The organism is Rhodococcus sp. PBTS 1, assembly GCF_001620025.1.
GTDB classification, from domain to species: domain Bacteria; phylum Actinomycetota; class Actinomycetes; order Mycobacteriales; family Mycobacteriaceae; genus Rhodococcoides; species Rhodococcoides kroppenstedtii.
Genome location: NZ_CP015219.1, coordinates 2,698,385 through 2,721,445, shown reverse-complemented (window position 1 = coordinate 2,721,445; position 23,061 = coordinate 2,698,385). Strand labels below are relative to the sequence as shown.

General features: G+C 71.1%; 19 protein-coding genes. 12 read left to right on the top strand and 7 right to left on the bottom strand.

What is annotated here, in order from left to right:
• Together A3Q40_RS12280 and A3Q40_RS12275 are read left to right on the top strand one after the other, a co-directional pair.
• Entirely contained in the window at positions 1-693 is a 693-nt protein-coding gene (locus A3Q40_RS12280; protein WP_068102553.1) for a response regulator transcription factor, read from the top strand.
• Complete coding sequence (locus A3Q40_RS12275; RefSeq protein WP_068102552.1) at positions 690-2,150, top strand: sensor histidine kinase; 1,461 nt, start codon at positions 690-692, stop codon at positions 2,148-2,150. Before A3Q40_RS12280 ends, A3Q40_RS12275 begins: the two co-directional genes overlap by 4 nt.
• Here the strand turns inward: A3Q40_RS12275 and A3Q40_RS12270 are convergent.
• Entirely contained in the window at positions 2,077-3,051 is a 975-nt protein-coding gene (locus tag A3Q40_RS12270) for a TAXI family TRAP transporter solute-binding subunit (RefSeq protein WP_068102551.1), read from the bottom strand. The genes A3Q40_RS12275 and A3Q40_RS12270 overlap by 74 nt on opposite strands.
• Positions 3,052-3,185: 134 nt before the next feature.
• Between A3Q40_RS12270 and A3Q40_RS12265 the strand changes: the two genes are divergently transcribed.
• The 3 genes from A3Q40_RS12265 (at position 3,186) to A3Q40_RS12255 (ending at position 5,390) form a co-directional block, all read left to right on the top strand.
• Entirely contained in the window at positions 3,186-3,419 is a 234-nt protein-coding gene (locus A3Q40_RS12265) for a hypothetical protein (protein WP_068102549.1), read from the top strand.
• An 82-nt stretch (positions 3,420-3,501) separates the two neighbouring features.
• A complete protein-coding gene (locus A3Q40_RS12260; protein ID WP_068102547.1) occupies positions 3,502-4,521 on the top strand; it encodes a DUF294 nucleotidyltransferase-like domain-containing protein in 1,020 nt (339 codons plus the stop codon).
• Complete coding sequence (locus A3Q40_RS12255) at positions 4,518-5,390, top strand: Fic/DOC family protein (RefSeq protein ID WP_068102545.1); 873 nt, start codon at positions 4,518-4,520, stop codon at positions 5,388-5,390. Before A3Q40_RS12260 ends, A3Q40_RS12255 begins: the two co-directional genes overlap by 4 nt.
• Here the strand turns inward: A3Q40_RS12255 and A3Q40_RS19815 are convergent.
• A complete protein-coding gene (locus A3Q40_RS19815) occupies positions 5,277-6,065 on the bottom strand; it encodes a TetR/AcrR family transcriptional regulator (RefSeq protein WP_082833893.1) in 789 nt (262 codons plus the stop codon). The two genes, A3Q40_RS12255 and A3Q40_RS19815, sit on opposite strands and share 114 nt — an antisense overlap.
• A gap of 193 nt (positions 6,066-6,258) precedes the next feature.
• Here A3Q40_RS19815 and A3Q40_RS12245 point away from each other — a divergent pair, with 193 nt between their 5' ends.
• Genes A3Q40_RS12245 through A3Q40_RS12230 form a run of 4 tightly spaced genes read left to right on the top strand, consistent with a single transcriptional unit; the run spans position 6,259 to position 11,252 of the window.
• Positions 6,259-7,785, top strand: coding sequence for an amino acid permease (locus A3Q40_RS12245; protein WP_068102541.1), 1,527 nt, complete (start codon positions 6,259-6,261; stop codon positions 7,783-7,785).
• A gap of 1 nt (position 7,786) precedes the next feature.
• Positions 7,787-8,611 (top strand): urea amidolyase associated protein UAAP1, encoded by an 825-nt coding sequence (locus A3Q40_RS12240; RefSeq protein WP_068102539.1) that lies wholly within the window; start codon positions 7,787-7,789, stop codon positions 8,609-8,611.
• A complete protein-coding gene (locus A3Q40_RS12235) occupies positions 8,608-9,276 on the top strand; it encodes an urea amidolyase associated protein UAAP2 (protein WP_068102537.1) in 669 nt (222 codons plus the stop codon). Before A3Q40_RS12240 ends, A3Q40_RS12235 begins: the two co-directional genes overlap by 4 nt.
• Positions 9,273-11,252, top strand: a complete 1,980-nt coding sequence (locus tag A3Q40_RS12230; RefSeq protein WP_068102535.1) for a 5-oxoprolinase/urea amidolyase family protein — start codon at positions 9,273-9,275, stop codon at positions 11,250-11,252. Before A3Q40_RS12235 ends, A3Q40_RS12230 begins: the two co-directional genes overlap by 4 nt.
• 33 nt (positions 11,253-11,285) lie before the next feature.
• Here the strand turns inward: A3Q40_RS12230 and A3Q40_RS12225 are convergent, their stop codons facing one another.
• Positions 11,286-13,646 carry a molybdopterin oxidoreductase family protein gene (locus A3Q40_RS12225; protein WP_068102534.1) on the bottom strand — a complete coding sequence of 787 codons (2,361 nt, stop codon included), beginning with the start codon at positions 13,644-13,646 and terminating at the stop codon, positions 11,286-11,288.
• A gap of 33 nt (positions 13,647-13,679) precedes the next feature.
• Positions 13,680-14,318 (bottom strand): TetR/AcrR family transcriptional regulator, encoded by a 639-nt coding sequence (locus A3Q40_RS20620; protein ID WP_068102532.1) that lies wholly within the window; start codon positions 14,316-14,318, stop codon positions 13,680-13,682.
• A gap of 203 nt (positions 14,319-14,521) precedes the next feature.
• On the opposite strand from A3Q40_RS20620, the gene A3Q40_RS12215 reads away from it, so the two are divergent.
• Both A3Q40_RS12215 and A3Q40_RS12210 read left to right on the top strand, forming a co-directional pair.
• The gene (locus A3Q40_RS12215) at positions 14,522-16,024 is read left to right on the top strand and encodes an MDR family MFS transporter (protein WP_201133082.1); all 1,503 of its coding nucleotides are present in this window, start codon (positions 14,522-14,524) and stop codon (positions 16,022-16,024) included.
• 370 nt (positions 16,025-16,394) lie between these two features.
• Positions 16,395-17,738 (top strand): MFS transporter, encoded by a 1,344-nt coding sequence (locus A3Q40_RS12210; RefSeq protein WP_068102530.1) that lies wholly within the window; start codon positions 16,395-16,397, stop codon positions 17,736-17,738.
• Positions 17,739-17,840: 102 nt separating this feature from the next.
• Here the strand turns inward: A3Q40_RS12210 and A3Q40_RS12205 are convergent, their stop codons facing one another.
• Positions 17,841-19,325 (bottom strand): HNH endonuclease signature motif containing protein, encoded by a 1,485-nt coding sequence (locus A3Q40_RS12205; RefSeq protein ID WP_068102528.1) that lies wholly within the window; start codon positions 19,323-19,325, stop codon positions 17,841-17,843.
• A 346-nt stretch (positions 19,326-19,671) separates the two neighbouring features.
• Here A3Q40_RS12205 and erm(46) point away from each other — a divergent pair, with 346 nt between their 5' ends.
• A complete protein-coding gene (gene erm(46), locus A3Q40_RS12200) occupies positions 19,672-20,481 on the top strand; it encodes a 23S rRNA (adenine(2058)-N(6))-methyltransferase Erm(46) (RefSeq protein ID WP_068102526.1) in 810 nt (269 codons plus the stop codon).
• Between the two features lie 93 nt (positions 20,482-20,574).
• Here the strand turns inward: erm(46) and mhpA are convergent, their stop codons facing one another.
• Both mhpA and A3Q40_RS12190 read right to left on the bottom strand, forming a co-directional pair.
• A complete protein-coding gene (mhpA, locus tag A3Q40_RS12195; RefSeq protein ID WP_068102524.1) occupies positions 20,575-22,254 on the bottom strand; it encodes a bifunctional 3-(3-hydroxy-phenyl)propionate/3-hydroxycinnamic acid hydroxylase MhpA in 1,680 nt (559 codons plus the stop codon).
• An 87-nt stretch (positions 22,255-22,341) separates the two neighbouring features.
• A complete protein-coding gene (locus A3Q40_RS12190) occupies positions 22,342-22,998 on the bottom strand; it encodes an IclR family transcriptional regulator (protein WP_235606289.1) in 657 nt (218 codons plus the stop codon).
• Positions 22,999-23,061: the final 63 nt, after the last annotated feature.

Genomic DNA, 23,061 nt, shown 5'->3' with positions numbered 1-23,061 from the left:
GTGCAGGTGCTCGTCGTCGAGGACGATCTCGGCGTCGCGGACGCCCTCACCCACGCCCTCCGCCGGCAGGGGTGGTCCGTCCGTCACGCCGCGACCGGCACCGCGGCACTCGATCTGGTCGCCGACGCGGACATCGTCCTGCTCGACATGGGCCTGCCGGATCACGACGGGCTGTGGGTCTGTCGGCGGATCCGGGAGACCTCGGCTGTCCCGATCGTCGCCCTCACCGCGCGTCGTCACGAGGACGCCGTGGTGGGGGCGTTGCGGGCCGGAGTCGACGATTACGTCACCAAGCCCTACAGCGTCCCCGTCCTGCTCGCCCGGATGGACGCCGTCGTCCGACGCACGGTGGGACGGGCCGCGACTCCGGCGGCGCCGGACCCCGGGTTCCGCTTCGATCCGGACACCCGCGAGATCTGGGGCGCCGACGGGACGCCGCGGGCGCTGACGGCGAAGGAGAGCGAACTGCTGGTCGCCCTCTCCCGCACGCCCGGTCGGCCGGTGAGCCGGGCGGCGCTCATTGAGGAGGTGTGGGACACGACGTGGGTGGGCGCGTCGCGCACCCTCGACGTACACGTGGCGTCGCTGCGCGCGAAACTGCGTGACCTCGCGGCGGTGGAGTCGGTGCGGGGCGTCGGATACCGACTCGTGGTGACGACGGACCGAGACGAGACGAGTACGAGACCGGAATGAGGCGCCGACTGCTGATCCTGGCGATCACGTTGACGGCCGCGGTCCTGACGGCGCTGATCGCCCCGCTCGTCACGGCGTACGCGGAGGAGCGGGCGGTCACGCTGCACGAACAGCGCCTGGCCGCCGCCACCCGATTCGCCGCGCTGGTGGACGATTCCGCATCGGGCGCGCCGGCCCTGCTGGGTCCCGATCTCGCGCGGTACGACGCGGTCACCGGCAGCACGCGCAGCGCCGTCATCGGTCCCGACGGCAGCACTCTCGCATTCGGGGCCGAAGCCCCCGTGGGGTCGGACCCGCGGTACGACGACGCGGTGCAGCGGGCTCTCACGGGTACCCCCACCACGGCGCCGTCCGCGTTGTGGCCCTGGCGAACCGACCCGCTGATCGTCGCCACGCCCATCGGGCGGGACGCGCAGATCCTCGGTGCGGTGGTGATGGTCGTCGACACCGCCGGGCCGCGCGGCGACGTCGCCACCCGGCTCGCCGTCGCCGTCGCCGGCGGAATCGCTCTGCTCGCGCTGGTGGCGTTCCTGGTCGGGGTTCCGTTGGTGGCGTGGGTGGTTCGGCCCGTGGACCAGCTCACCGAACGGGTGCAGACGCTCGCGAGCGGCCGTCGTCCGGGCGCGGCGGAGCACGCCGGCCCGCCTGAGCTGCGACGATTGGCCACGTCCTTCGACGAGATGGCCCGCGCCGTCGAGTACTCGCGGAGCCAGCAGCGCGACCTGATCGCGGATGTCTCGCACCAGCTCGCCAACCCGTTGACGGCCATGCGGCTCCGGCTCGACGGCCTGGCCGCCGACGATCCTGCCGTCGAACCCGTTCTCGCCGAGGCGGATCGCATGGCGCGCGCCCTCGAGGGTGTCATCGAGGTCAGCCGCGCGGGCGGGCACGACCGCCGCCGCGTGCCCGTGGACGTGGCGGCGCAGATCCGCGAGCGGATCGCGCTGTGGGAGCCGCTCTTCGACGGCCGACTGCGGGTCACCGGAATCGAGACCGAGGCTCCGGCCGTGCTCGAGGAGGACCTGGTACCGACGATCGTCGACACGCTGCTCGACAACGCCGCGAAGTACGCGCCGGATTCGCCCGTCGAGATCACGCTGGAGCGCACCGGAACCGGGGACGCGCGCCGGTACGTCGTGACCGTGCGCGATCACGGCGGCCCGACCGACACCGGTTCCTCCAGCACAGGTCCCACCGACACCGATCTCACCGACACCGGTCTCACCGATAGCGAGGCGGCGGAATTGGGCGAGCGGTTCCACCGACTGCCGCGTCACGCCGACGTCGACGGCACCGGCCTGGGGTTGTCCATCCTGGTGCTGCGCGTGCGCGACGCCGGCGGCTCCGTGGTGATCGAGGCCGCGCACCCGGGGCTGCGGTGCGTCACGACCCTCCCCGCGCGTCCCGGTCCCGGAACCAGCGCAGCGAACCCGGATGCAGCGTTACCGGCGCGGTGAACATCCCGGCGGCGACGGTGGGTTGGCGGACGGTCGGTGCTCGCCTCGCCACGGCGTCCTGCCGGTCGAACAGGACCGAGGCCAGCCCGTACACCGTGTCCTCGGCGAGGGCGGGGGAGGCGACGAGGTAGGTCTTGATACTCACCGTGGTGACGTCCGTGGGCAGACCGTAGGGGCCGCGGGGGAGGGGACCGGTGACGTAGCTCGGCCCCCACCGCTCCACCAACGGGTCGACGAGGCCGCCGATGTCCAACGCGCGCAACGGCACCCGCGTGCCGAGCTCGACGAGGGCGGTGATGGGGAAACCGCTCACGAAGGCCACGGCGTCGGCGGTGCCGGCCGCGAGGTCCGATGCCGCGTCGGTGAGCGACCGCGGTGCGTAGCGCACGTCGTCCGGACCGAGGCCGGCCGCCTCCAGGCAGCGTGACACGGCCAACCGCGTTCCGGATTCGACCTCGCCGCCGACGATCCGCCGGCCCACCAGATCGGCCGGCGTCCGCACGGGGGAGTCCTGCCGGACCAGGATTTGCAGGAAACTGTCGTACAGGCGCGCCACCGCGACGATCGGCATCGGTGCGTCGAAGGGGTCGTGTCCGGCGACGGCCGACGTGGCGGTGTCGCCCAGGCAGAACCCGACGTCGGCAGACCCGTCCAGCACGTCGCGGACGTTGGCCACGGAGCCGGCGGTGGTCACCGCGGAGGCGTCCAGGGACGGCATGGCCACCCGGGCCTCGTCCGCCAGGGCCCGTCCGTACTCGTCGAACACGGCACCCGGATTGCCCGCCGCGATCCTCAGAGTGCCGGACGCCGCCTGCCACGGCGCCGTGGACGCGCAGCCGGACAGCGCGGCGGCAGCGAACGCGCCGACGCCGGCCCGGAGGAACTGCCTGCGGTCGACCATTGCCCCAGCAGTCTAGAACCGGCCCGGGTTCGGCCGGGTAGATCGGCGCTCGCGGGGGTACTCGATCCCGTCCGACCAGGGGCCCGTCCGATCAGGGGCAGGGTCCGATCAGGGGTGACGAAGGAGCGACCACTGTGACCACCCGGAGATCCGCGCTCTACGTCCTCGCGATGTTCGTCGCGTTGGCCGTGTTCTGGGCGGCGGTCGGCGCGCGTCTCGACGACGCCCATCCGGTCCGCACCATGTTCGTCGTGGGCGGGGCGGTTCTCGCGGTCGGCGTGCTGCTGGTCGGCTCGGCGACGGCGCTGAAGGTGCGTCGACTGCAGGCTCGGCGACGCGAGAGCAACGAGGTCACCGCGTCGACGTGACGTCGGCAAGGTGACATCGACTGCGTCGAGTCACCGACTGCGCCGGACGGCGCGCAGCGACCGCGCGCACTAGCGTGACACCGTGTCCGTCTCCTCCGCCCGCGCCGCTGCGTACGCGGCCCGGGGTGCGGCGAGCCGGCGGATCGCGACGGCCGAAGACGACGACGCCCTGTTGGCGGCGTGCGCCGCGATCGCGCCGGTGATCGTCGAGCTCGAAGCCGTGCGGACGTCGCCGATCGACGTCGCCGCCGCCCACGCGGATCTGGTGCGCACGGCGACGGCGCGGGCGGTCGCGCTCCGTCCCGAACCGGGGGTGGAGTGGTTCGTGCTCGGCAGCGTCGGGCGTCGGGAATCGCTGCCGTCGTCCGACGTCGAGACGGCCGCGGTGATCGCCGACGGCGTCGAGGTCGGCCGAGTGACGGCGCACGGCGCCGCGGTCCACCGACTGCTGGGCCGCTGCGGTCTGCGCCCCGACCCGCACCATGCCCTGGTGTCCCAGCGACGGTTCGTGCGAACGGCCTCGGACTGGGCGGCGGCCGTCCGGGGGTGGGTGAGCGATCCCTTCGACGACAGCGCCGTGATCATGCTGTCGCTGCTCGCGGATGCCACCGCCGTCGGAGGCTCGGCGTCACCGTTTCCGGTGGACGTGCGAGCCGCGCTGTCCGGCGACGACCGAGCACGCCGACTGATGGGCCGCGAGGCCACGCGCGAATATCCACGACTGCGGTTGCGCGACAGCCTCTTCCGTCGCGTCACCGCCGTCGATCCCAAGGACACGGTGATCTCCGCGATCGTGTCCCTCGCGCGGTGGGTCGACCTCGAGTGCGCCGACACGCCGCCCGACGCCGCGCGCAGCACGCCCGCCCGTCTCTCCCGCGCCGCCGCGTCCGGCGGCCTGCGCGAGGACGACGCCCGGACCCTCGCCCGCGCCTTCGACCAGGTGCAACGCATCCGCATCACCCACCAGGCGGACCGGCTGCGCGCCGGGCACCCCGCCGACGACCTCCTGCCCGTCGCCGACACCACCCCCGTCACCCGCAGTGTGCTGGCGAGCGCCGCCCGCGAGGTCACGGCGGTACGCCGAGGTCTCGCGATTCCATGAGTGGGGGCCGTTCCGACCCGCCCGATTCTTCGGGCCGTTCCGCCCTGCCGCTCGCGGTCGCGGCGGCGCTGGACGCCGTCCGCCTCGAGGGCTGGTCGCCGACACCGGCGGAGGTCGCCGTCCTCCGTCGCGACGCCGAGGCTGCGCCGTCGGCCGTCGACCTCCCGTCGCCGGGGCGTGCGCCGCGAGTCGCGCTCCGGGACCGGCTGAGGCGGCGGGACGTGTACCTGCAGAAGTCCGGCACCGTGCTCCGCAACGTCCTCGGCATCACCGACGACGACGAACTGCATCGAGCCGAGGCGCTCGCGAGCGCGCGACGGCTGGTGCAGTTCCACGGCGGGCGGATTGCTGTCCCCGGTGAGGGCATCCACGCACTGCCCGCGCTGCATCGGCACCTGTTCCAGGACGTCTACGCCTGGGCTGGGCAGGTGCGCACGGTCGAGATCGGCAGGGGCGGAACGACGTTCGTACGCTCGTCGGCGATCTGGGACCACCTGATCGATCTGCACGCCGACGTCCTGGCCGCCGACTGGGCGGGCGCGGACCACGGCCGACTCGCCTTCCTCCTCGCCCGGACGTACGCGGACCTCAACCAGATCCACCCGTTCCGCGAGGGCAACGGCCGGGCCGCGACGACGTTCCTGCACCACCTGCTGCGCGGCACCGACCACCGCCTCGATCTGTCCGGAGTCGCCCGCGCGGACTGGGTGCAGGCCGCGCGTGATTCGGCGCCGTTCCGGCCGTCCGGTGCCGCGTCAGCCCGCCCGTTCCTGCCCGTGTTCCTGCGCGCCCTGCGTCCCGTCGGTGGGCACGATCCGGACGCTTTCGGTCGCGAGGTCACCGACGAGGGCGGCGGACCGTCGTCGTAGACCCGCCGGAAATTCGGAAGCGCCGAGTGCCCGGACGGCCGCGTCCGCCACGGCAGCGGCGGCCGCGTCGACACCGGCGGCCGCGTCGACACCGGCGGCCGCGTCGACACCCGGGGCGGGCTCGTCGTCCCACCGAGCGGCGATGACGGATTCGACGAGGCGGAACGGCATCGTCGGCGCGACCACGTCGTCGGCGGGCAGTCGGCCGATCGTCCGCACCGCGTCGGCGGAGAGGTCGACGTAAAGATCACGGAGTTCGCGTCGGCGGGCGCGAAAGGTGTCGAACCGGTCCGCGCGCAACTCCGGCAGGAGATAGAGGGCGCCCAGGTTCCACCGTCCCGAGGAGAGGTGCCGGGCGTCGAACCACGCCAGCGCGTGGACGCGGGTGACCGGATCGGCGGTGCGTTCGCACACGGTCCGCGCGAAGTGCAGCGGCGGTTCCACGGTGCCGGCGAGCAGCGCGGCGAGGATGGCGTCCTTGCTGTCGAAGTGGTTGTACAGCGAGGCCTGGCGCACGCCGACCGCGTCGGCCACGGCGCGCGTGCTGGTCGCGGTGAAACCGCCGATGGTGAAGAGTTCCGCTGCGGCGTCCAGGATCTCGTCCCGAGTGGTGGCGCCGGGTCGACGGCGTTCGCCGATGCGGGGACGTCCTGCGCTCGCGGTCACGCGACCCATCGTGCCACCGCCGGCGCCGTCGGTGAGGGTTCGGTGACACCACCGACACAGCGGTAACACAGTCGGAACACGCGGACTCGAAACGGATACATCGCCGTCACCATTGCGACCTCGAACCTCGCTTGACTGTCAAGCGACAGTTACCGAGGCGACGAGGCCGTTCGGTACCGCACCATTTCGCAGAAGGCCCACCATGAGCAGAGCAGTACTCCCGCCGGGACGTCAGGACGATGCGGACGACCTGCGCGACTTCGGCTACGACCAGCAACTGCACCGCGGTCTGGGCACGTTCGCGTCCTTTGCCGCCGGTTTCTCCTTCGTCTCCATCCTCACCACGATCTTCCAACTCTTCGGTCTCGGCTTCTCCTTCGCCGGGCCGGCGTTCTTCTGGACCTGGCCGGTGGTGTTCCTCGGCCAGTTCATGGTCGCGCTCTGCTTCGCGGAACTGGCTGCGCGATACCCGATCTCGGGGGCGATCTACCAGTGGTCCAGGCGGATGGGCGGCGAGATCGTCGGGTGGTTCGCCGGCTGGTTCATGGTGATCGCCCAGATCGTCACCGCGGCCGCGGCGGCGATCGCCCTGCAGGTGGTACTGCCGTCGATCTGGAGCGGCTTCCAGTTCGTCGGTACGGACACCGCGTTGACCTCGAGCGACGGCGCCGCCAACGCGGTGGTGCTCGGTACGGCGTTGCTGGTGATCACCACGACGATCAACTCCATCGGCGTGAACGTCATGGCCCGCATCAATTCCATCGGCGTGACCTGCGAGATCGTGGGCGTCGTCGCCATCGTCGGCGTGTTCCTCACCCACGCGCAGCGGCCGCCGACCGTGGTGTTCGACACCGGCGGTGCCGCAGTCGATTCCGGCTACATCGGGGCCTGGATCGTCTCGGGCCTCATGGCCGCCTACGTCATGGTGGGATTCGGCTCGGCCGGAGAACTCGCGGAGGAGACGAAGAACCCGCGCAAGGTCGCGCCCCGCACGATTCGACTGGCGTTGTCGGCCTCCGCGCTGGGCGGCGGATTGATGATCGTCGGTGCCCTCATGGCGGCGCCGAGCCTGACCGACGGTCGTCTCGCCGCCGAGGGCCTGCCCTACGTCATCGGGGCCGTGCTGTCCTCGCCGTGGGGAACGGTGCTGCTCATCGACGTGGTCATCGCCATCACCATCTGCACGCTGGCCATCCAGACCGCGGCGACGCGCCTGCTCTTCTCGATGGCGCGCGACGGGCGCCTGCCGGCCTCGCGCTTGCTGTCGACGGTGAACACGACCACCGGCACCCCGATCGCGCCGGCGGTCCTCATCGGGGCGACCTGTGTCCTGGTCCTCGTCCTCAACGTCGGCAATTCCGCGATCTTCACGACGCTCTCGTCCGTCTGCATCGTCCTCATCTACCTCGCCTACATGATGGTGACCGTGCCGCTCCTGCTGCGGCGACTGCGCGGCTGGCCGCACCCGACGGCGAACGTCGACTCCGCCGGGGCCCCGCTGTTCACGCTCGGACGCTTCGGATTGCCGGTCAACCTGCTGGCCGTCGTCTACGGCGCGGTGATGGTGATCAACCTGTCCTGGCCGCGGGCCGAGATCTTCGACCCCACCGGCGAGTACCCGCTGCTGCGGTGGGCCGCCCCGGTGACCGTGGCCGTCGTCGTGGCCGTGGGCGTCGCCTGCTTCCCGCGCGGCCGCACCCACCCCAACCCCGTTCGAATCGGAGCCTGAGATGACCTCGACCACCGCCGCCGCCAAGGCGCACGCCCGCGAGCAGGAGGCGCTCGGCGCCGGCCCGATGCCCGTGGTGCCCGCCCGGAACTGGCCGACACCGCCCGTCGGCGTCGATCCCGCCGCACTGACCTGGGCCGAGACGGTGCCGGGCGGCCGGTACACCACCCGCGTGCTCGGCCGCGGCACCCGACTGCGTCTGCGCGACCTGGACGGCCGCGCCTGCGCCCACCTGATGCTGCACCGTGCGGACGCGCCGTGGGAGCGGCTGAGCACCGCCGACACGGTCAAGGTGCCGTGGCAGGCGTACCTCGGCGCCGGGCATCCCTTGCTCGGCGACCAGGGTCGCGTGCTGGCCACCGTCGTCGCCGACACGTCCGGGCATCACGACGCGCTGTGCGGTGCCTCGACTCGCCGAGGCAACACGGCGAAATACGGAGCGGGGGAGGCGCACTCGGCATCTCCCGCCGCACGCGAGCTGCTGCTGCTCGGGTTGGCGAAGAACGGGCTGTCCCCGCGGGACCTCCCTCCGACCGTGAGCTTCTTCCACGGTGTCCGCGTGGACGACGACGGTCGCCTGATCGGTCTCGGCTCCGCCGGCCCGGATCGAATGGTGGAGTTGGCAATTCACGTGCCGCTGGTGGTGACCGTCGCGAACGCCGCGCACCCGCTCGATCCGTCGCTCACCTACGACACCACCGACCTGGAGGTGCTCGCATGGGTCGCGCCTGCCACCGAGGCCGAACTCCCTCTCGCCGAACCGGAATACCGCCGCGCTCTGGCCAACACCGATGCGCTCGTCACCGCCCTGGAGGCCCACGCATGACCGCCACCCTCGACACCCGCCCGGCCGTCGACCTCGCCCTGGTTCGCGGCGACGTCGTCCGCGACGAGATCGCTCCGGCGCGGGGACCGTGGTCGGCCGTCGTCGCCGCGGGCGACGTCCTGACGATCGTCGACCTCGCCGGGAACCAGGCCGTCGACACCCTGATCTACGCCGCCGAGGACCACACCGTGCGCTACAGCGCGGCGACCACCATCACGGCGCAGGGCAGCATCGTGCTCACCACCGGAAGCGTGTTGCGCGACAGCGAGTCCGAGCCGCTCGTGACGATCGTCGCCGACGAGGTCGGGCGCCACGACACGCTCGGTGGCGCCTGCTCGCAGGAGTCGAACACCCTGCGGTACGGCCACCACACCGCCCACCAGCACGCGTGTGTGGAGAACTTCCTCGCGGAGGGGATGCGGTGGGGGCTCGGCAAGGCCGATCTGGTGCCGAACCTCAACTTCTTCATGAACGTTCCGGTCGATCCGGACGGGGCCCTGGGCATCGTCGACGGGCTGTCGGCTCCGGGGAAGCGACTGGCCCTGCGCGCGGACCGCGACGTTCTGGTGCTGGTGTCCAACTGCCCCCAGATCAACAATCCGTGTAACGGTTTCGACCCCACCCCGGTGCGGATGATCGTCACGTCCCCGGCGGAGGCATCGTGACCGTCAAGATCACCGTGGAGCGCCCCGGCGTGCTCACCACCGTGCAGGACTGGCCCGGACGCACCGGTTACTGGCAGGTGGGTGTCCCGCCGTCGGGACCGATGGACGACCTGTCCTTCCGCCTGGCCAATCAGGCCGTCGGAAACGACCCGGGGGCAGCGGGTCTGGAAACCACCATGTCCGGGCCGGCGCTGCGCTTCGACACCACGACGACGGTCTGCGTGACCGGAGCGTCGGCGCCCGTCACCGTCGACGGCACGGCCGTCGATCCGTGGACGCCGGTCACGGTCCCCGCCGGTTCGGTGGTCGACGTCGGCACCGCGACGGGCGCGGGCCTGCGGATGTACATCGCGGTCCGGGGCGGCATCGACGGCGACGTCCACCTCGGCAGCGCGTCGACGTTCACGCTGGGCACGTTCGGCGGGCACCGCGGCCGGGTGCTCGCGGCGGGCGACGTCCTCTCCGGCGGGGGCGCCGCGGTCGTCGCTCCGCCCTGGCGGATCCCGTCCGATCACGTTCCCGCGCTGGGACACCGGTGGGAGCTGGCCGTGACCGAGGGGCCTCATGGGGCGCCGGAGTTCTTCACCCGCGAGGACATCGCGACCGTCCTGGGGCACGACTACGAGGTGCACTTCAACTCCGACCGCACCGGTGTCCGTCTGATCGGACCGCGGCCCACCTGGGCGCGAGAGGACGGCGGCGAGGCCGGGCTGCACCCGTCGAACATCCACGACAACGCCTATTCCGTGGGCGCGCTGGATTTCACCGGCGACACCCCCATCCTGCTGGGCCCCGACGGGCCGTCGCTGGGCGGCTTCGTCTGCCCGGTCACCGTCGTCGCCGCCGAGCGGTGGAAACTGGGCCAGCTCCGTCCGGGGGACACCGTCCGCTTCGTGGCCGTGCGCGGTGACCACGCGGCGTCGATCCGCGAGCTGGGGGTCGCTCGACGCGCGTCGTCACCCGCGGTCTTCTCCGCCGGCGGCGACGGCGACGACGGCGTCCTCGTGCGTCGCGACGGGGCCGTTCCGGTGACGTACCGACGGTCGGGTGACGACAACGTCCTCGTCGAATACGGCTCCATGACACTCGATCTCGCGTTGCGCGCGCGGGTGCACGCGCTCCACGAGGCGCTCGTGGCCGAGGGTGCGACGGGCGTGCGCGATCTGACGCCCGGTATCCGCTCGCTGCAGATCAAGGTCGACCCCGACGTGCTGTCCGTCCCGCGGCTGACCGGTCTGCTCGAGGAGCTCGAGGACGCCCTGCCCGACGCGACCGAGCTGGTGGTGCCGTCCCGCACTGTGCGCCTGCCGCTTTCCTGGGACGACCCGTCCACGCGGGAGGCCACGGAGCGGTACATGCACGGTGTGCGGGCGGACGCACCGTGGTGCCCGTGGAACATCGAGTTCATCCGGCGCGTCAACGGTCTCGACTCGGTGGACGACGTGTACCGCACCGTGTACGACGCGGAGTACATGGTGCTCGGTCTCGGCGACGTGTATCTCGGTGCGCCGGTCGCGACTCCGCTCGATCCCCGGCACCGCCTGGTGACCACCAAGTACAACCCGGCGCGGACCTGGACCCCGGAGAACGCGGTCGGGATCGGCGGGGCGTACCTCTGCATCTACGGCATGGAGGGGCCGGGGGGCTACCAGTTCGTCGGGCGCACCACCCAGGTGTGGAACCACCGGCACCCCTCCACCGCACCGGGTTTCGAGGAGGGCACGCCCTGGCTGCTGCGCTTCTTCGACCGGATCTCCTGGTATCCGGTGTCCACCGAGGAGCTCGCGGATCTGCGGGCGGATCTCGCGGCCGGGCGGGGGCCCGGGGTGGACGTCACCGACGGCACCTTCTCCCTGGCCGAGCACGAGCGGTTCCTCGCCGAGAACGCGGCGCCCATCGACGACTTCCGCGCGCTGCAGTCCGCGGCCTTCGGCGCCGAGCGGGCGGCCTGGGCCGAGGCGGGGGAGTTCGGGTGACCGGTTCGGTCGGTGCTGCTCGACCGGTGCCGCTCAGCCCTCGTCGACCACCCGCACCCGCGCCACCCCGGTCTTGAACTGCGGCTGCTTGGACGCGGGGTCCCACGTGGTGGGTGTCAGCTCGTTCGCGGCCCGGCGGACTTCGGGGTGCTCGCCGGTGCCGTCGGCGTCCTGACCATCGATGTCCCAGTAGCCGTAGTGGAACGGCAGGAAGAGCACACCGGGCCGGATGTCCGTGCGGCGCATCCGGGCGGTGACGGCGCCGCGCGGTGACGACACCTCCAGCATCGTGCCCTCGGGAATACCCAGCCGGACCGCGTCGCTGTCGTTCATCTCGACCCACACCTCCGGGGCCGCCCGGTTCAGCTCCGGCGCGCGGCCGGTCTTCGTGCGGGTGTGGAAGTGGTAGATCGTGCGGCCGGTGATCAGGTGGAACGGGTGCTCGGCGTCCGGGGTCTCCACGGCCGGCACGTACCGGACCGCCCGCAGGAGGGCGCGTCCGTCGGGATCGTGATCGCGGTAGCGCGCAGGGTCGATCGGGTCACCCGAGATCAGGTCCTTCCCGTAGGTCTCGCACGTGTCCGCCGCCGTCGGGAACACCGCGTCGGTGTACAGGCGCTCGGTGCCGCCGGGGCGGTCCGGGGTCGCGGGCCACTGGATTCCGCTGCCGCCGCGCAGCGCGTCGTGGCTCAGCCCGGTGTAATCGCACGGCCGACCGGCGGTGGCGCGGGTCCACGCGGCGAACGCCGATTCGGGATCCGTCCACGGAATCAACGGCCCGCCGTCGTGATCGCGAAAGTTCATGCGGCGGGCGAAGTCCAGGAAGATGTCGAGGTCCGCCCGCGCCTCACCCGGAGGCTCGACGGCCTTGTCGGACAGATGCACCGTGCGATCGGCGTTGGTGAACGCGCCCGTCTTCTCGCCCCACGCGGCGGCGGGGAGGACCACGTCCGCCAGGGCTGCCGTTTCGGTGAGGAACATGTCCTGCACGACGACGGTCGTCCCCTCCCGGCCGAGGATCCGTCGGATGCGTGCGAGTTCGGGAAGCGACACCGCCGGGTTGGTGGCGCTGATCCACAGCAGGCCGAGATCTCCCTGCTCGGCGAGGCGGAAGATTTCCATCGCGTGGGTCGGCGGGCCGTCGTGCGTCAGGAAGTCCTGCTCGACGTTCCACAGCTCCGCGAGTTGCGCGACGTGGTCGGAGTTGGCCCAGTTGCGAAATCCGGCGAGGTCGCCGTTGGCCCCGCATTCTCGCGTGTTCTGGGCCGTGGGTTGGCCGTTCATCTGGAGCAACCCGCACCCGGGTCGACCGATCATGCCGCGGAGAAGGTGCAGGTTGTTCACCTGCACGGCGGACGCCGTGGCCTGGTTCGACTGATAGAACCCCTGCAGAACCGTCGACAGGAGAGTCTCCGCGGTGCCGATCAGTCTCGCGGCCCGACGGACGTCGTCTGGGTCCAGCCCGCAGGTGGCCGCGACGTTCCCGATCGTCCAGGGCTCGACCGTGCGGCGCAGCGCGTCGAACCCCACGGTGTGCGCACGGACGAAGGCCTCGTCGATCCATCCGTGCGCGATCACCTCACGGAGCAAGCCGTTCATCAGCGCGAGGTTGGTGCCCGGCCGCGGGGCGAGGTGGACGGTGGCGCGGCGGGCGACGGGAGTCGGGCGGGGGTCGACGCACAGCACGGCCGGGGGAGTGGGTCCGTCCAGCCGGTCCAGGATGCGCGACCAGAGAACGGACTGCGTCTCGGCGACGTTGTGGCCGAACAACGCAATCGTGTCGGCGTGGTCGACATCGGTGTAGGACCCCGGTTGCCCGTCGCTGCCGAACGACTCCTTGAGGGCCTCCGCCGCCGTCGCGGTGCACAGTCGCGTGTTGCCGTCGACGTGGTTGGTGCCGACACCGCCGCGGGCCATCACCCCCAGCGTGTAGTACTCCTCGAGGAAGAGCTGCCCGCTGGTGTAGAAGGCGATCGAGTCCGGTCCTCGGGTGTTCAGCAGGGCGCGGGTGCGATCGACGATGCGGCTCATCGCGGTGTCCCAGTCCGTCGGGACGAGGCGACCGTCGACGCGGATCAGGGGGTGGGTGAGACGGTCCGGTGAGGCGTTGGCCTGCCATCCGTAGAGGTCCTTCGGGCCCAGCCGTCCTCGGTTCACCCGGTCGACGGCGCGGCCGCGAACGCCGACGATGCGCCCGTCGCGGACGGCGATGTCCATCGCGTCACCGTTGGAATGCAGGACGGACGCCGACTGCACCCATCTCTCGACGTCGTCCTCGGTGACCCCCTCGGCCAGCACGGTGTCCACCCGCGCCGGCCAGACGCCACCACGGGCGAACGGGGTTCGCGCACCCCAGGGTTCGGCGATGCGATCGGGCGTCTCGGCGGTGCTCATGGCTCGCCGGTACCCCCGTCCTCGGGGCGAGAATCAGACCGGTGATCGGTCTTCGTCCGATTTGCCGGGAAGGTCGGAAACGAGGCGCCGAAGATTCGCCGTCGCCCCGTCGTAGAGCCCGACGGGGTCCGCCCGGGGGTCGGTCTCGGCGGCCTCGGCCCACGCGTCGAACGCGACGCGCGCGGTGGTGCCGGCCACCTCGACGAGCAGCCGGGCGTAGCGCCGGGCGTCGGTGCCGCCGAGGATGTCGGCGACGCGGTCGGTGAGCCGACACATCGCCATCGCGTCGGCAGCGAAAGCGGCGGATCGCAGATGAGCATCGGCGGCCACGAGACGACGGGTGCGGAGCAGGCGGGCCCGCACGTCCGCCGGTTCCGACGCGAGGCGTGCGAACGATCGCCGGGATAGATCCTCCAGTGCGGCGAGCGTGACGTCCTCGGCAGCGGCGCCCGTGAGCCAGCCGTCGATCTCCGCCTCGAACAGGGTGTCGCCGCGGAGGACGGAATCCTCCTTGGTGGCGTAGTGCCGGAAGAACGTGCTCGGGGAGACGCCGGCCTCACGGGCGATGTCCTCGACCGTGGTCGCCGAGAAGCCGTGCCGCTCGACCAGGGTCAAGGCGGCGTCGGTGATCTCGACGCGCGTCGCTTCGCGGCGTCGTTCGCGGAGGTCCATCGCCACTCCTCGGCGGGAATCTGTCGGGCAGTATCGGTGTTCGGCGGTTGTGAGTATCACTTTGACAGTCACTGTCAGGTAGACGCAGACTATCACCGAGCGAGGCGACCCACGAGGATCGCGGCTCGACGACTGGAGAGGGATCGCGCGTGCGCACCACCGAACACGACACGACACCGGCCGCGGACTCGACCGACGAGCGGATGGCGCCCGGCAGCGCGCTGCTCATCGGCGTGCTGGTGGTCGCGGCCTTCGTCATGATCCTCAACGAGACGATCATGAGCGTCGCCCTTCCCACGCTCATGACGGATCTGTCGATCGGCGCGTCGACCGCGCAGTGGCTGACCACCGCGTTCCTGCTGACGATGGCCGTGGTCATCCCGACCACCGGCTACCTCTTCCAGCGCTTCACGGTGCGCCAGGTCTTCACCGCCGCCATGACGTCGTTCGTCACCGGCACCCTGCTTGCCGCCCTCGCACCGGGCTTCGAGGTGCTCCTCGCGGCGCGCGTGATCCAGGCCGCCGGCACCGCGATCATGTTGCCGCTCCTCATGACCACGGTTCTCTCGCTCGTCCCCGAATCGCGGCGTGGGCGCATGATGGGCGTCATCTCCATCGTGATCGCCGTGGCGCCCGCCGTCGGGCCCACCATCTCGGGGGTCGTTCTGGGCGCGCTGGGGTGGCGGTGGATGTTCTGGCTCGTGCTGCCCATCGGGCTCCTGGCCACCGGCCTCGGACTCGCGCTCGTGCGCAACGTGACCGAGACCCGCCGCGCCCCGCTGGACGTGGTCTCGGTCGTGGCGTCGGCCTTCGCGTTCGGCGGCATCGTCTACGGACTGAGCAGCATCGGACACTCGGCCGAGGGAGCCGCGGTGCCCGTCTGGATCCCGCTGGGCGTAGGGCTGGTCGCGTTGGCGTTCTTCGTGATCCGCCAACGTCGCCGCCAGGATGCGGGAACGGCTCTGCTCGATCTGCGCCCCTTCGCGACGCCGGCGTTCTCCGTCGGACTCGGCATGATCGCCATCTCGATGATGGCACTCTTCGGCGCGCTCATCCTCCTACCGATGTACCTGCAGAACGTGCTCGGCCTCGACACCCTGGCCACCGGGCTGACGCTGCTCCCCGGCGGTCTCGCCATGGGTCTGCTGGCGCCCTTCGTCGGGCGCGCGTTCGACCGCGTCGGCGCTCGGCCGCTGGTCATCCCGGGCTCGATGGTCGTGTCCGGTGCACTGTGGGCGATGACGAGCCTGGACGCGCAGTCCACCCAGGGCACCGTCGTCGCCATCCACGTGGTGATGTCGCTCGGACTCGCGACGATGATGACGCCCCTCATGACGTCGTCGCTCGGATCCGTTCCGCCGCAGTTCTACTCGCACGGCAGCGCCATCTTCTCGACCATGCAGCAGCTGGCCGGTGCGGCCGGCACCGCGCTGTTCGTCACCGTCATGTCGACGACGGCGACGGCACGGGCCACCGACGGCGCCGACGCCGTCGCCGCGTCGGAGGCCGGCGTGCACACCGCGTTCCTGTTCGGCGGGGTCGTGTCCCTGGTCGCCGTGGGGGCGTCGTTCTTCGTCGGGCGCGGGTCGGCGGCGTCGCGCCCGATCGCTCAGGGAGCGGACGAAGCCGACAGCGCGGGTCGCGGCTCCGCCGCGTCACCGGTGAAGGCCGGCTCGCCGACGAAGGCCGACGCCTCCGTCGGCTGAGCGGGGCGGAGGCGCAGGCCTGCGCGCCGGCGCGGTCGGGATGCGCGGGTTTGCCGCCGGCGGCCGGCGGCGACCAGGTGACGCTCACGTTCGGCGTGATGCTCGGCGAGATACAACTCGGGTGGCAGGAAGGTCACGGCGGCACCTCCGTTCGTCGAATGTCGTTGTGCTGCAGGCTCGTTGTCTGCGAGTGAAAGCCGGACGACAACGATGCTGACAGACTGTGCGTGCTCGGCGCATCCGAATTACGGGCCGCGGGTGCGTGCGGGCGGTGCGGAGGACCCCCTCTTCCGGGGGTAGTGGGGTATGGCGTGGCTCACATACCGTCCTGACCACTTCGCCCGTTCCGTCACCTTCGAGCAGGAGCACCATGACGACTGTGTCACCCGACGACGCCACCGCGCGTCCGGTCACGCCGCCCACCACACCGCCGACGACCAGCGTCCGCAAGGTGGCCGTGGCCAGCGGTATCGGCACCACGATCGAGTTCTACGACTTCTTCATCTACGGCACCGCGGCCGCCCTGGTGTTCCCGACGGTGTTCTTCCCGGCCCTCGGTTCCACGGCCGGCACGGTGGCCTCCTTCGCCACCTTCGCGGTCGCGTTCATCGCCCGTCCCGCGGGCGCGGTGCTCTTCGGCCACTTCGGCGACCGCATCGGTCGCAAGCGCACGCTGATCTCGACGCTGCTGCTGATGGGCATCTCGACCTTCCTCATCGGGCTGCTGCCCGGCGCCGAGACCATCGGCGTCGCGGCGCCGATCATCCTGGTGCTCCTGCGATTCGGGCAGGGCTTCGCCGTCGGCGGGGAATGGGCCGGCGCCACGCTCCTCACCGCCGAGTACGCCCCGGCGAAGCGACGCGGCTTCTACGCGATGTTCCCGCAGCTCGGCCCGTCGGCGGCGTTCATCCTCTCCAGCGCGACGTTCCTGGTGACCGGTGCCGTGTTCGGGGACACCAACGAGACCTTCCTGAACTACGGCTGGCGAATCCCGTTCCTGTTCAGCGCCGTTCTGGTTCTCATCGGCCTCTACATGCGCCTCGCGATCGAGGAGACTCCCGTGTTCCGCGAGGCGGTGGCCGACGCACCCGCCCCCGCGGCGCGGCGCCTCCCGGTCCTGGACGCCTGGCACGTCCAGAAGCGCGAAGTCCTGCTGGCGGCCGGCGCGTTGGCGTCGCTCTTCTCCCTCTTCTACATGGGCACCGCGTACCTCACGAGCTACGGGACCAAGACCCTCGGCTTCGACCGACCGTTCGTCCTGATCACCGGCATCATCGGCGCCGTGGTGTTCGGTATCGCCATCGCCCTGTCCGCGGCGTACTCCGACCGGGTGGGACGACGGCGCGTCATCCTCATCTCCTGCGTGGTCGCGGTCCCGTGGACGCTGGCGCTGTTCCCGATCCTCGACACCGGGTCCGCCGGACTCTACGTCCTGGCCATGTGCGTGACGTTGACGATCTTCGGTATCGCCTACGGTCCCACCGGCGCTCTGTTGCCCGAGCTGTTCCAGACCCGATTCCGGTACACCGGTGCAGGATTGGGCTACAACCTGGCCGGTGTCCTCGGTGGCGCGATCCCGCCGTTGTTGGCCGCGCCGCTCACCGCGGCCTACGGCAGCATCGCGGTCGGCGTCATGCTGGCGGCATTGTCGGTCCTCAGCATCGGCTGCACTCTGAAGCTGACGGAGACGAAGGACGTCAGCATGCGGGCCTGATCGACGGTCCGCACGACCCGAGACTTCACGACTCCTGCCCCCGAACCGGGTTCCGGTTCGGGGGTTCGTCGTGTTCGGTTGTGGTAGTGCAGGTCCCGCCGGTCAGGTGCCGTCGGGGATCGGCCCGGGGTCGGGGTCTCGGAGGAGGTCGCCGGGGTGGAAGTGGTGGTTGACGCGGCCTTCTCTGGTGGGGTCGGCGAGGGCGGGTGGGTGCCAGAGGGTGCGGCCGGCCCAGCGGTGGCCGGGTGGGGCGGTGGTGGTGGCCCAGCCGAGGGGTCCGGTGTGGATCTGTCGGTGGTGGCGGTCGCAGGCGTAGGTGAGGTACTCGATGTCGGTGGTGCCACCGTCGGCCCAGTCGGTGACGTGGTGGACCTGGGTGCGGGTGGCGGGGGTGGTGCAGCCGGGGAAGGTGCAGCCGTGGTCGGTGGCGAACAGGGCGAGGCGTTGGTCGGTGCTGGCGGTGCGGCGGCTGCGGCCGAGGTGGAGGGGTCGGTGGTGCAGGTCGGTGATGCACAGCCAGGTGTCGAGGTCGTCGGGGTGGTTGCCGGCGAGGGTGAGCAGGTCGGCGATGGGGAGGGCGGTGCCGCCGGCGGTGAGGGCGAGTCCGGCGCGGGCGGCGAGGTCGGCGACGGTGGTGGTGAGGATGAGGGAGATGGGTAGGCCGCGGTGGGTGGTGCCGAGGTCGCGGCGGGCGAGGGTGCGGGTGATGGCGGTGAAGACGGCGTCGTAGTCGCGTTGGGCGGCGGTGCGGGGGTCGCGCACCCGCTCCGCCGCGGCCGCCGCGGCAGCGGCGGCTGCCTCGGCCGCGTCCCTGGTGTCGCCGTCGCCGTTGTCGCCGGTCTCGCCGTCGTGCTCGGTGTCGCCGTGGCCGTTGCTGTCGAGGGTGACGCCGGGTTTGCCGAGGGTCTCGCAGACGAGTTCGAGGGTGGCAGCGCCTTCGGCGTCGCAGACGATGACGACGGTGTGCATGCCGTGGCGGTCGGGGCCGGAGATGCGGAAGGAGCGGCGTCGGCGTCGGTCGGCGGGGTCGGTGAGGGCGCCGTCGGCGTCGATCCAGCCAGCGAGGCGGGTCGCGGCCTGGCGGAGGGTGGCGGGGGTGATGCCGCGGGCGAGGTCGGCCAGTTGCTGTTCGGCGCGCTCGCGGGTCTCGGTGTCCACGGCCGGGGAGAGTTCACGCAGGAACTTGTCGATGACGGTGACGTGGGCGAGGGAGATGTCTCCGTCGCGGAGGGCGGCGGCGGTGCCGGGCATGCGGGCGGGGAGGGGGTCTCCGGTGAGGGTGGTCTGGTCGGTGAGCAGCATCGAGCGGCGCAGGCGGGTGCGGGCGTCGGGGAGGTCGATGTGCAGGAGGCCGGAGAGGGCGTCGGCGCAGGTGAGGCCGGTGTCGGTGAATGCTCCGGCCTGGACGGAGCGGTGCAGCCAGGTCTGGCCGAGGCCGGTGAGGGTGCGGGTGGCGTGTTCGGAGTCGATGACAAGGGCGAGGAGGTCTTCGATGCCGGTTCCGCGGGTGTCGAGGGCGGCGAGGTCGGCGATCGCCCCGGCCAGGGCGGCTCGCGCCGCGGTGACCGGTGAGACCGGTGCATCCACCGGTGCGTGCAGCGATGGTGGTGTTGTGTGTGCGGGTCCGTTCCCGCCGCCCCCCGACGACATGACCCCAGTGTAGGTCGACCCACCGACAAAAATCGATCACAGTTCGAGCTGCCGACACGCATGCAAGGCCGCAGGGCGTCGATCGCGACGGTCGAGTCGAGAAGTGGACGTCATGTTAAAATCCGGCTCGTGGGAATCACGAGCATCGCAGTGACGAAGATCCGCCGCTTCTAGCGGCGGAGATCCAGAGTCGTAACCTCCGTCGCCTTCAGCATCCGAATCTGCTGGGCGGCGTATTTTAGCTGCCCGGGCTACCCCACTAGTGCCCGGAGTGATGTAACTCGTGCCTACCTATCGAGCCGGCCGCCACGAGCTCGGCCAGAACTTTCTCACCGACCGCCCGACAATCGACATCATCGTCGATCTTGTATCTCGAACCGACGGCCCGATCGTCGAAATCGGTTCCGGCAGTGGTGCATTGACACTGCCACTACAGTCGCTGGGCCGGCCGATCACGGCAATCGAGATCGATCCGCGTCACGCGCACGAACTTCGACATCGTGTCGATTCGAGTACGACAGTCGTGGACGGCGACTTTCTGCGATACCGGCTGCCCCGAGCGCCCCACACCATCGTGGGAAACCTGCCCTTCCATCACACCACCGCGATGTTGCGGCGCATCCTGCACGCCGAGCACTGGACGGCAGCGGTCCTGCTCGTGCAATGGGAGGTTGCACGTCGTCGCGCCGCGGTCGGTGGCGCGACGATGATGACCGCTCAATGGTGGCCGTGGTACGAGTTCGGCCTGGTCGGCCGTGTTTCCGCGTCGGCGTTCACTCCACGGCCCGGAGTCGATGCGGGGTTGATGTCCATTGCGCGGCGAACCGTTCCACTCGTCGCCCCCGCACTCCGGCGGGACTACAGCACCTTCGTCCACGCTCTCTTCACGGGCAAGGGCCACGGACTACAGCAGATTCTGCCGCAGGTGGCCGGCCGGTCAGGCGGACCCGTGGTCCGACAGTGGCTCGCGGAGCAACGCTTCCGGGGCACGGCACTACCGCGCGATCTCTCCCCTGAACAGTGGTCCGAACTGTTCGCGGTCATCGGTCGACACTCTCCGGCGCTCGATCAGCCGCCACGTCGGCGTCGGTGATGACTCAGCCATGCCCTTGATGGAGGGAGGCCGGCGAGGGCTCGCACACCATGCGAACAACGCGTCCTGACTGGCCGCGGCCGAACGCAGTTGTCATCGGGTCGATCCTGCGCATGGGCGAGCATCCACCGACCTCCCCTCGCGCACCCCCTCGAGAAAGCCGCGGACGAGTGCTCCGGCGTCACCCGCGGACCCGGTGCCGTAGAGGTGGAAGTCCGGCCGCACCAGCACCACGTCGGCCGCCAGCTCGTCCAACCACGCGGTGTAGGTGCCGTCGACGTCCTCGACCACCGTGACGTCCGCGGTCCGCGCCGCCGACCCGTCTCCGGACAAGGCCACCACGGTCACGTGCAGTGCGGCGAGGTCCACACGGTCCTGGGGCGATAGCTCCGGCGCGTCCTCGGCTCGACGCAACAGCAGGGCGCCCGGCCCGTCCAGCAGGTCGTCGAAACGACCTGTGCCGCTGGGGGTCCGCACCCGCCCCTGCCGGGACAACGCGCCGCCGTGCTCGCCGACGTGCAGGCCGGGACCGAGGCCGGGGCGCGGTGGTCTCGGCCTGTCCCCGGCGCGGTGATCGGCCTGCAGTCGTCGGTCTCGCTCGGCGGCCTCGTCGGGGTCGGTGATGCAGATGACCTTCCCCAGCGAGACCGAGAAGTCGACGAATGCCCGTGCGTGGTGCTGTCGCTCGGTGGTGTACGAGTCGAGAAGATCGGGAGACGCAACACCGCGCAGAACGGCGTCGAGCTTCCACGTCAGGTTCATGGCGTCCCGCAGACCGGCGCCGAGGCCCTGGCCGGCGAACGGCGGCATGAGATGGGCGGCGTCGCCGGCAACGAGGACGCGCCCGCGGCGCCACCGCTCGGCCCAGCCGGCCTCGAACGTGTACACGGAGTGCCGCACGAGCTCGGCGGTCTCCGGGGTCGGCCCCCACGGCGCGAGGAGTGCCCACGCGGAGTCGGGAGTGTTCAGCGTGTCCGCGTCCTCGCCCGGCAGTCGCATGAATTCCCACCGACGCCGGCCGGGACCACCCGGAACCATGGTGGACGGACGATCGGTGTCGCATCGTTGCGTCGCGCCCGTCGGACACGACGCTCCGGCACCGGGTTCGACGTCGACGACCAACCAGTCGTGCGCGTAACCGTCGTCGTGCCATCCGAGACCCATCGCCGCACGGACCGTGCTGTGCGCCCCGTCCGCGCCGACGACGTATCGGGCGCGCACCTCGCTGTCCTCGCTGTCCCCGCCGTCCCCGCCCTCCGCGCCGCGACGGCGCACCGTCACCACAGCCGCATCGGGACCGTCGACGAGCGCCGTCACCTCCGCCCCACGCACCACCTCGACCCGGGGCCCGGACGCCACCACCTCGTCGAGAGCGTGTTCGAGGGAGGGCTGGTCGAAGAAATACGTGTTGTAACAATCCGATTCGCCGCGTCCACTCCAGTCGACCTCCACGAGGGTCTCGCCGGCGCCGTTGGTCCAGACGTACATCGCGTCGTACGGCTCGGTGATGTGCGGGATCGAATCGGGCGCGAGGCCGACCGACTGCAGAATCCGGGCGACGTCGGAACAGTGCGTGACGGCGCGGGGCAGCGGATACGCCGAGTCGGCTCGCTCCACCACGAGCACCCGGTGACCGCGCGCGCCGAGGTGCGCGGCGACGACCTTGCCGACCGGACCGTAGCCGACCACCAGCACGTCGTGGTCGGCACGCAGTGGATCGTCCGATGACCGGGTGGCCGCGTCGAATTCGCGATCGTGAGTGGAGGAAGACATACCCCGAGGATGGCGAAGCGAACTCGATCGGTCACGGAAGTCGTCCCGGCCGGCGGGACCGCAACGACGAAGTCGAGGATGCCGACCTCAGGCGAGATCCGGATTGAGTCGCTCGAGCCCCTCGATGGCCCGGGACTGCTTGAGCCGGAAGCGGGACGACGGCATGACCACGGACACGGCCTGGAGCGCACCCGTCTGCCCGCGAAAGGCGGTGGCCACGGCGCAGATTCCGAGGTCGTGCTCTTCCCGGTCGACCGCGATCCGCGTGCTGCGGACGTCCTCGATGCGCCGAATCAGAACGTCGGGATCGGTGACGGTGTGCTCCGTGAAGCGTGTCAGGGGCCCGGACAGCAACGTCTGCACGGTGTCGTCCGGGAGCAGGGCCATCAGCGCGACGCCCAGGCAACTCGCGTGCAGGGAGAAGGCACGCCCCACTTCCGTCGCCGAGCGGACCCGGTCCGGTGACTCCACCTGGTCGACGACGACCACCTCGCGTCCGCTGAACACCGCGAGATCGACGTTCTCCCCGGTGGTTCGCGCCAGCGTCGCCAACGAGCGTCGGTTGCTCGAGACCAGACGCGAGTGTGCTGCCACACCGAACTTCAGCAGCCCCGGCCCCAGCGAATACCCGCGTCGGCCGGGATCCCGCACGACGTAGAGTTCGCCCTCGAGGGCCTGGATCAGCCGGTGCACGGTGGACCGGGGCAGCCCGGTACGGCGCGCGAGTTCGGTGAGCGACAACATCGTTCGGCTCTCCGCGAGCGTGTCCAGAATCAGGGACGCACGTCCTATGTCGGCCAGGGGACT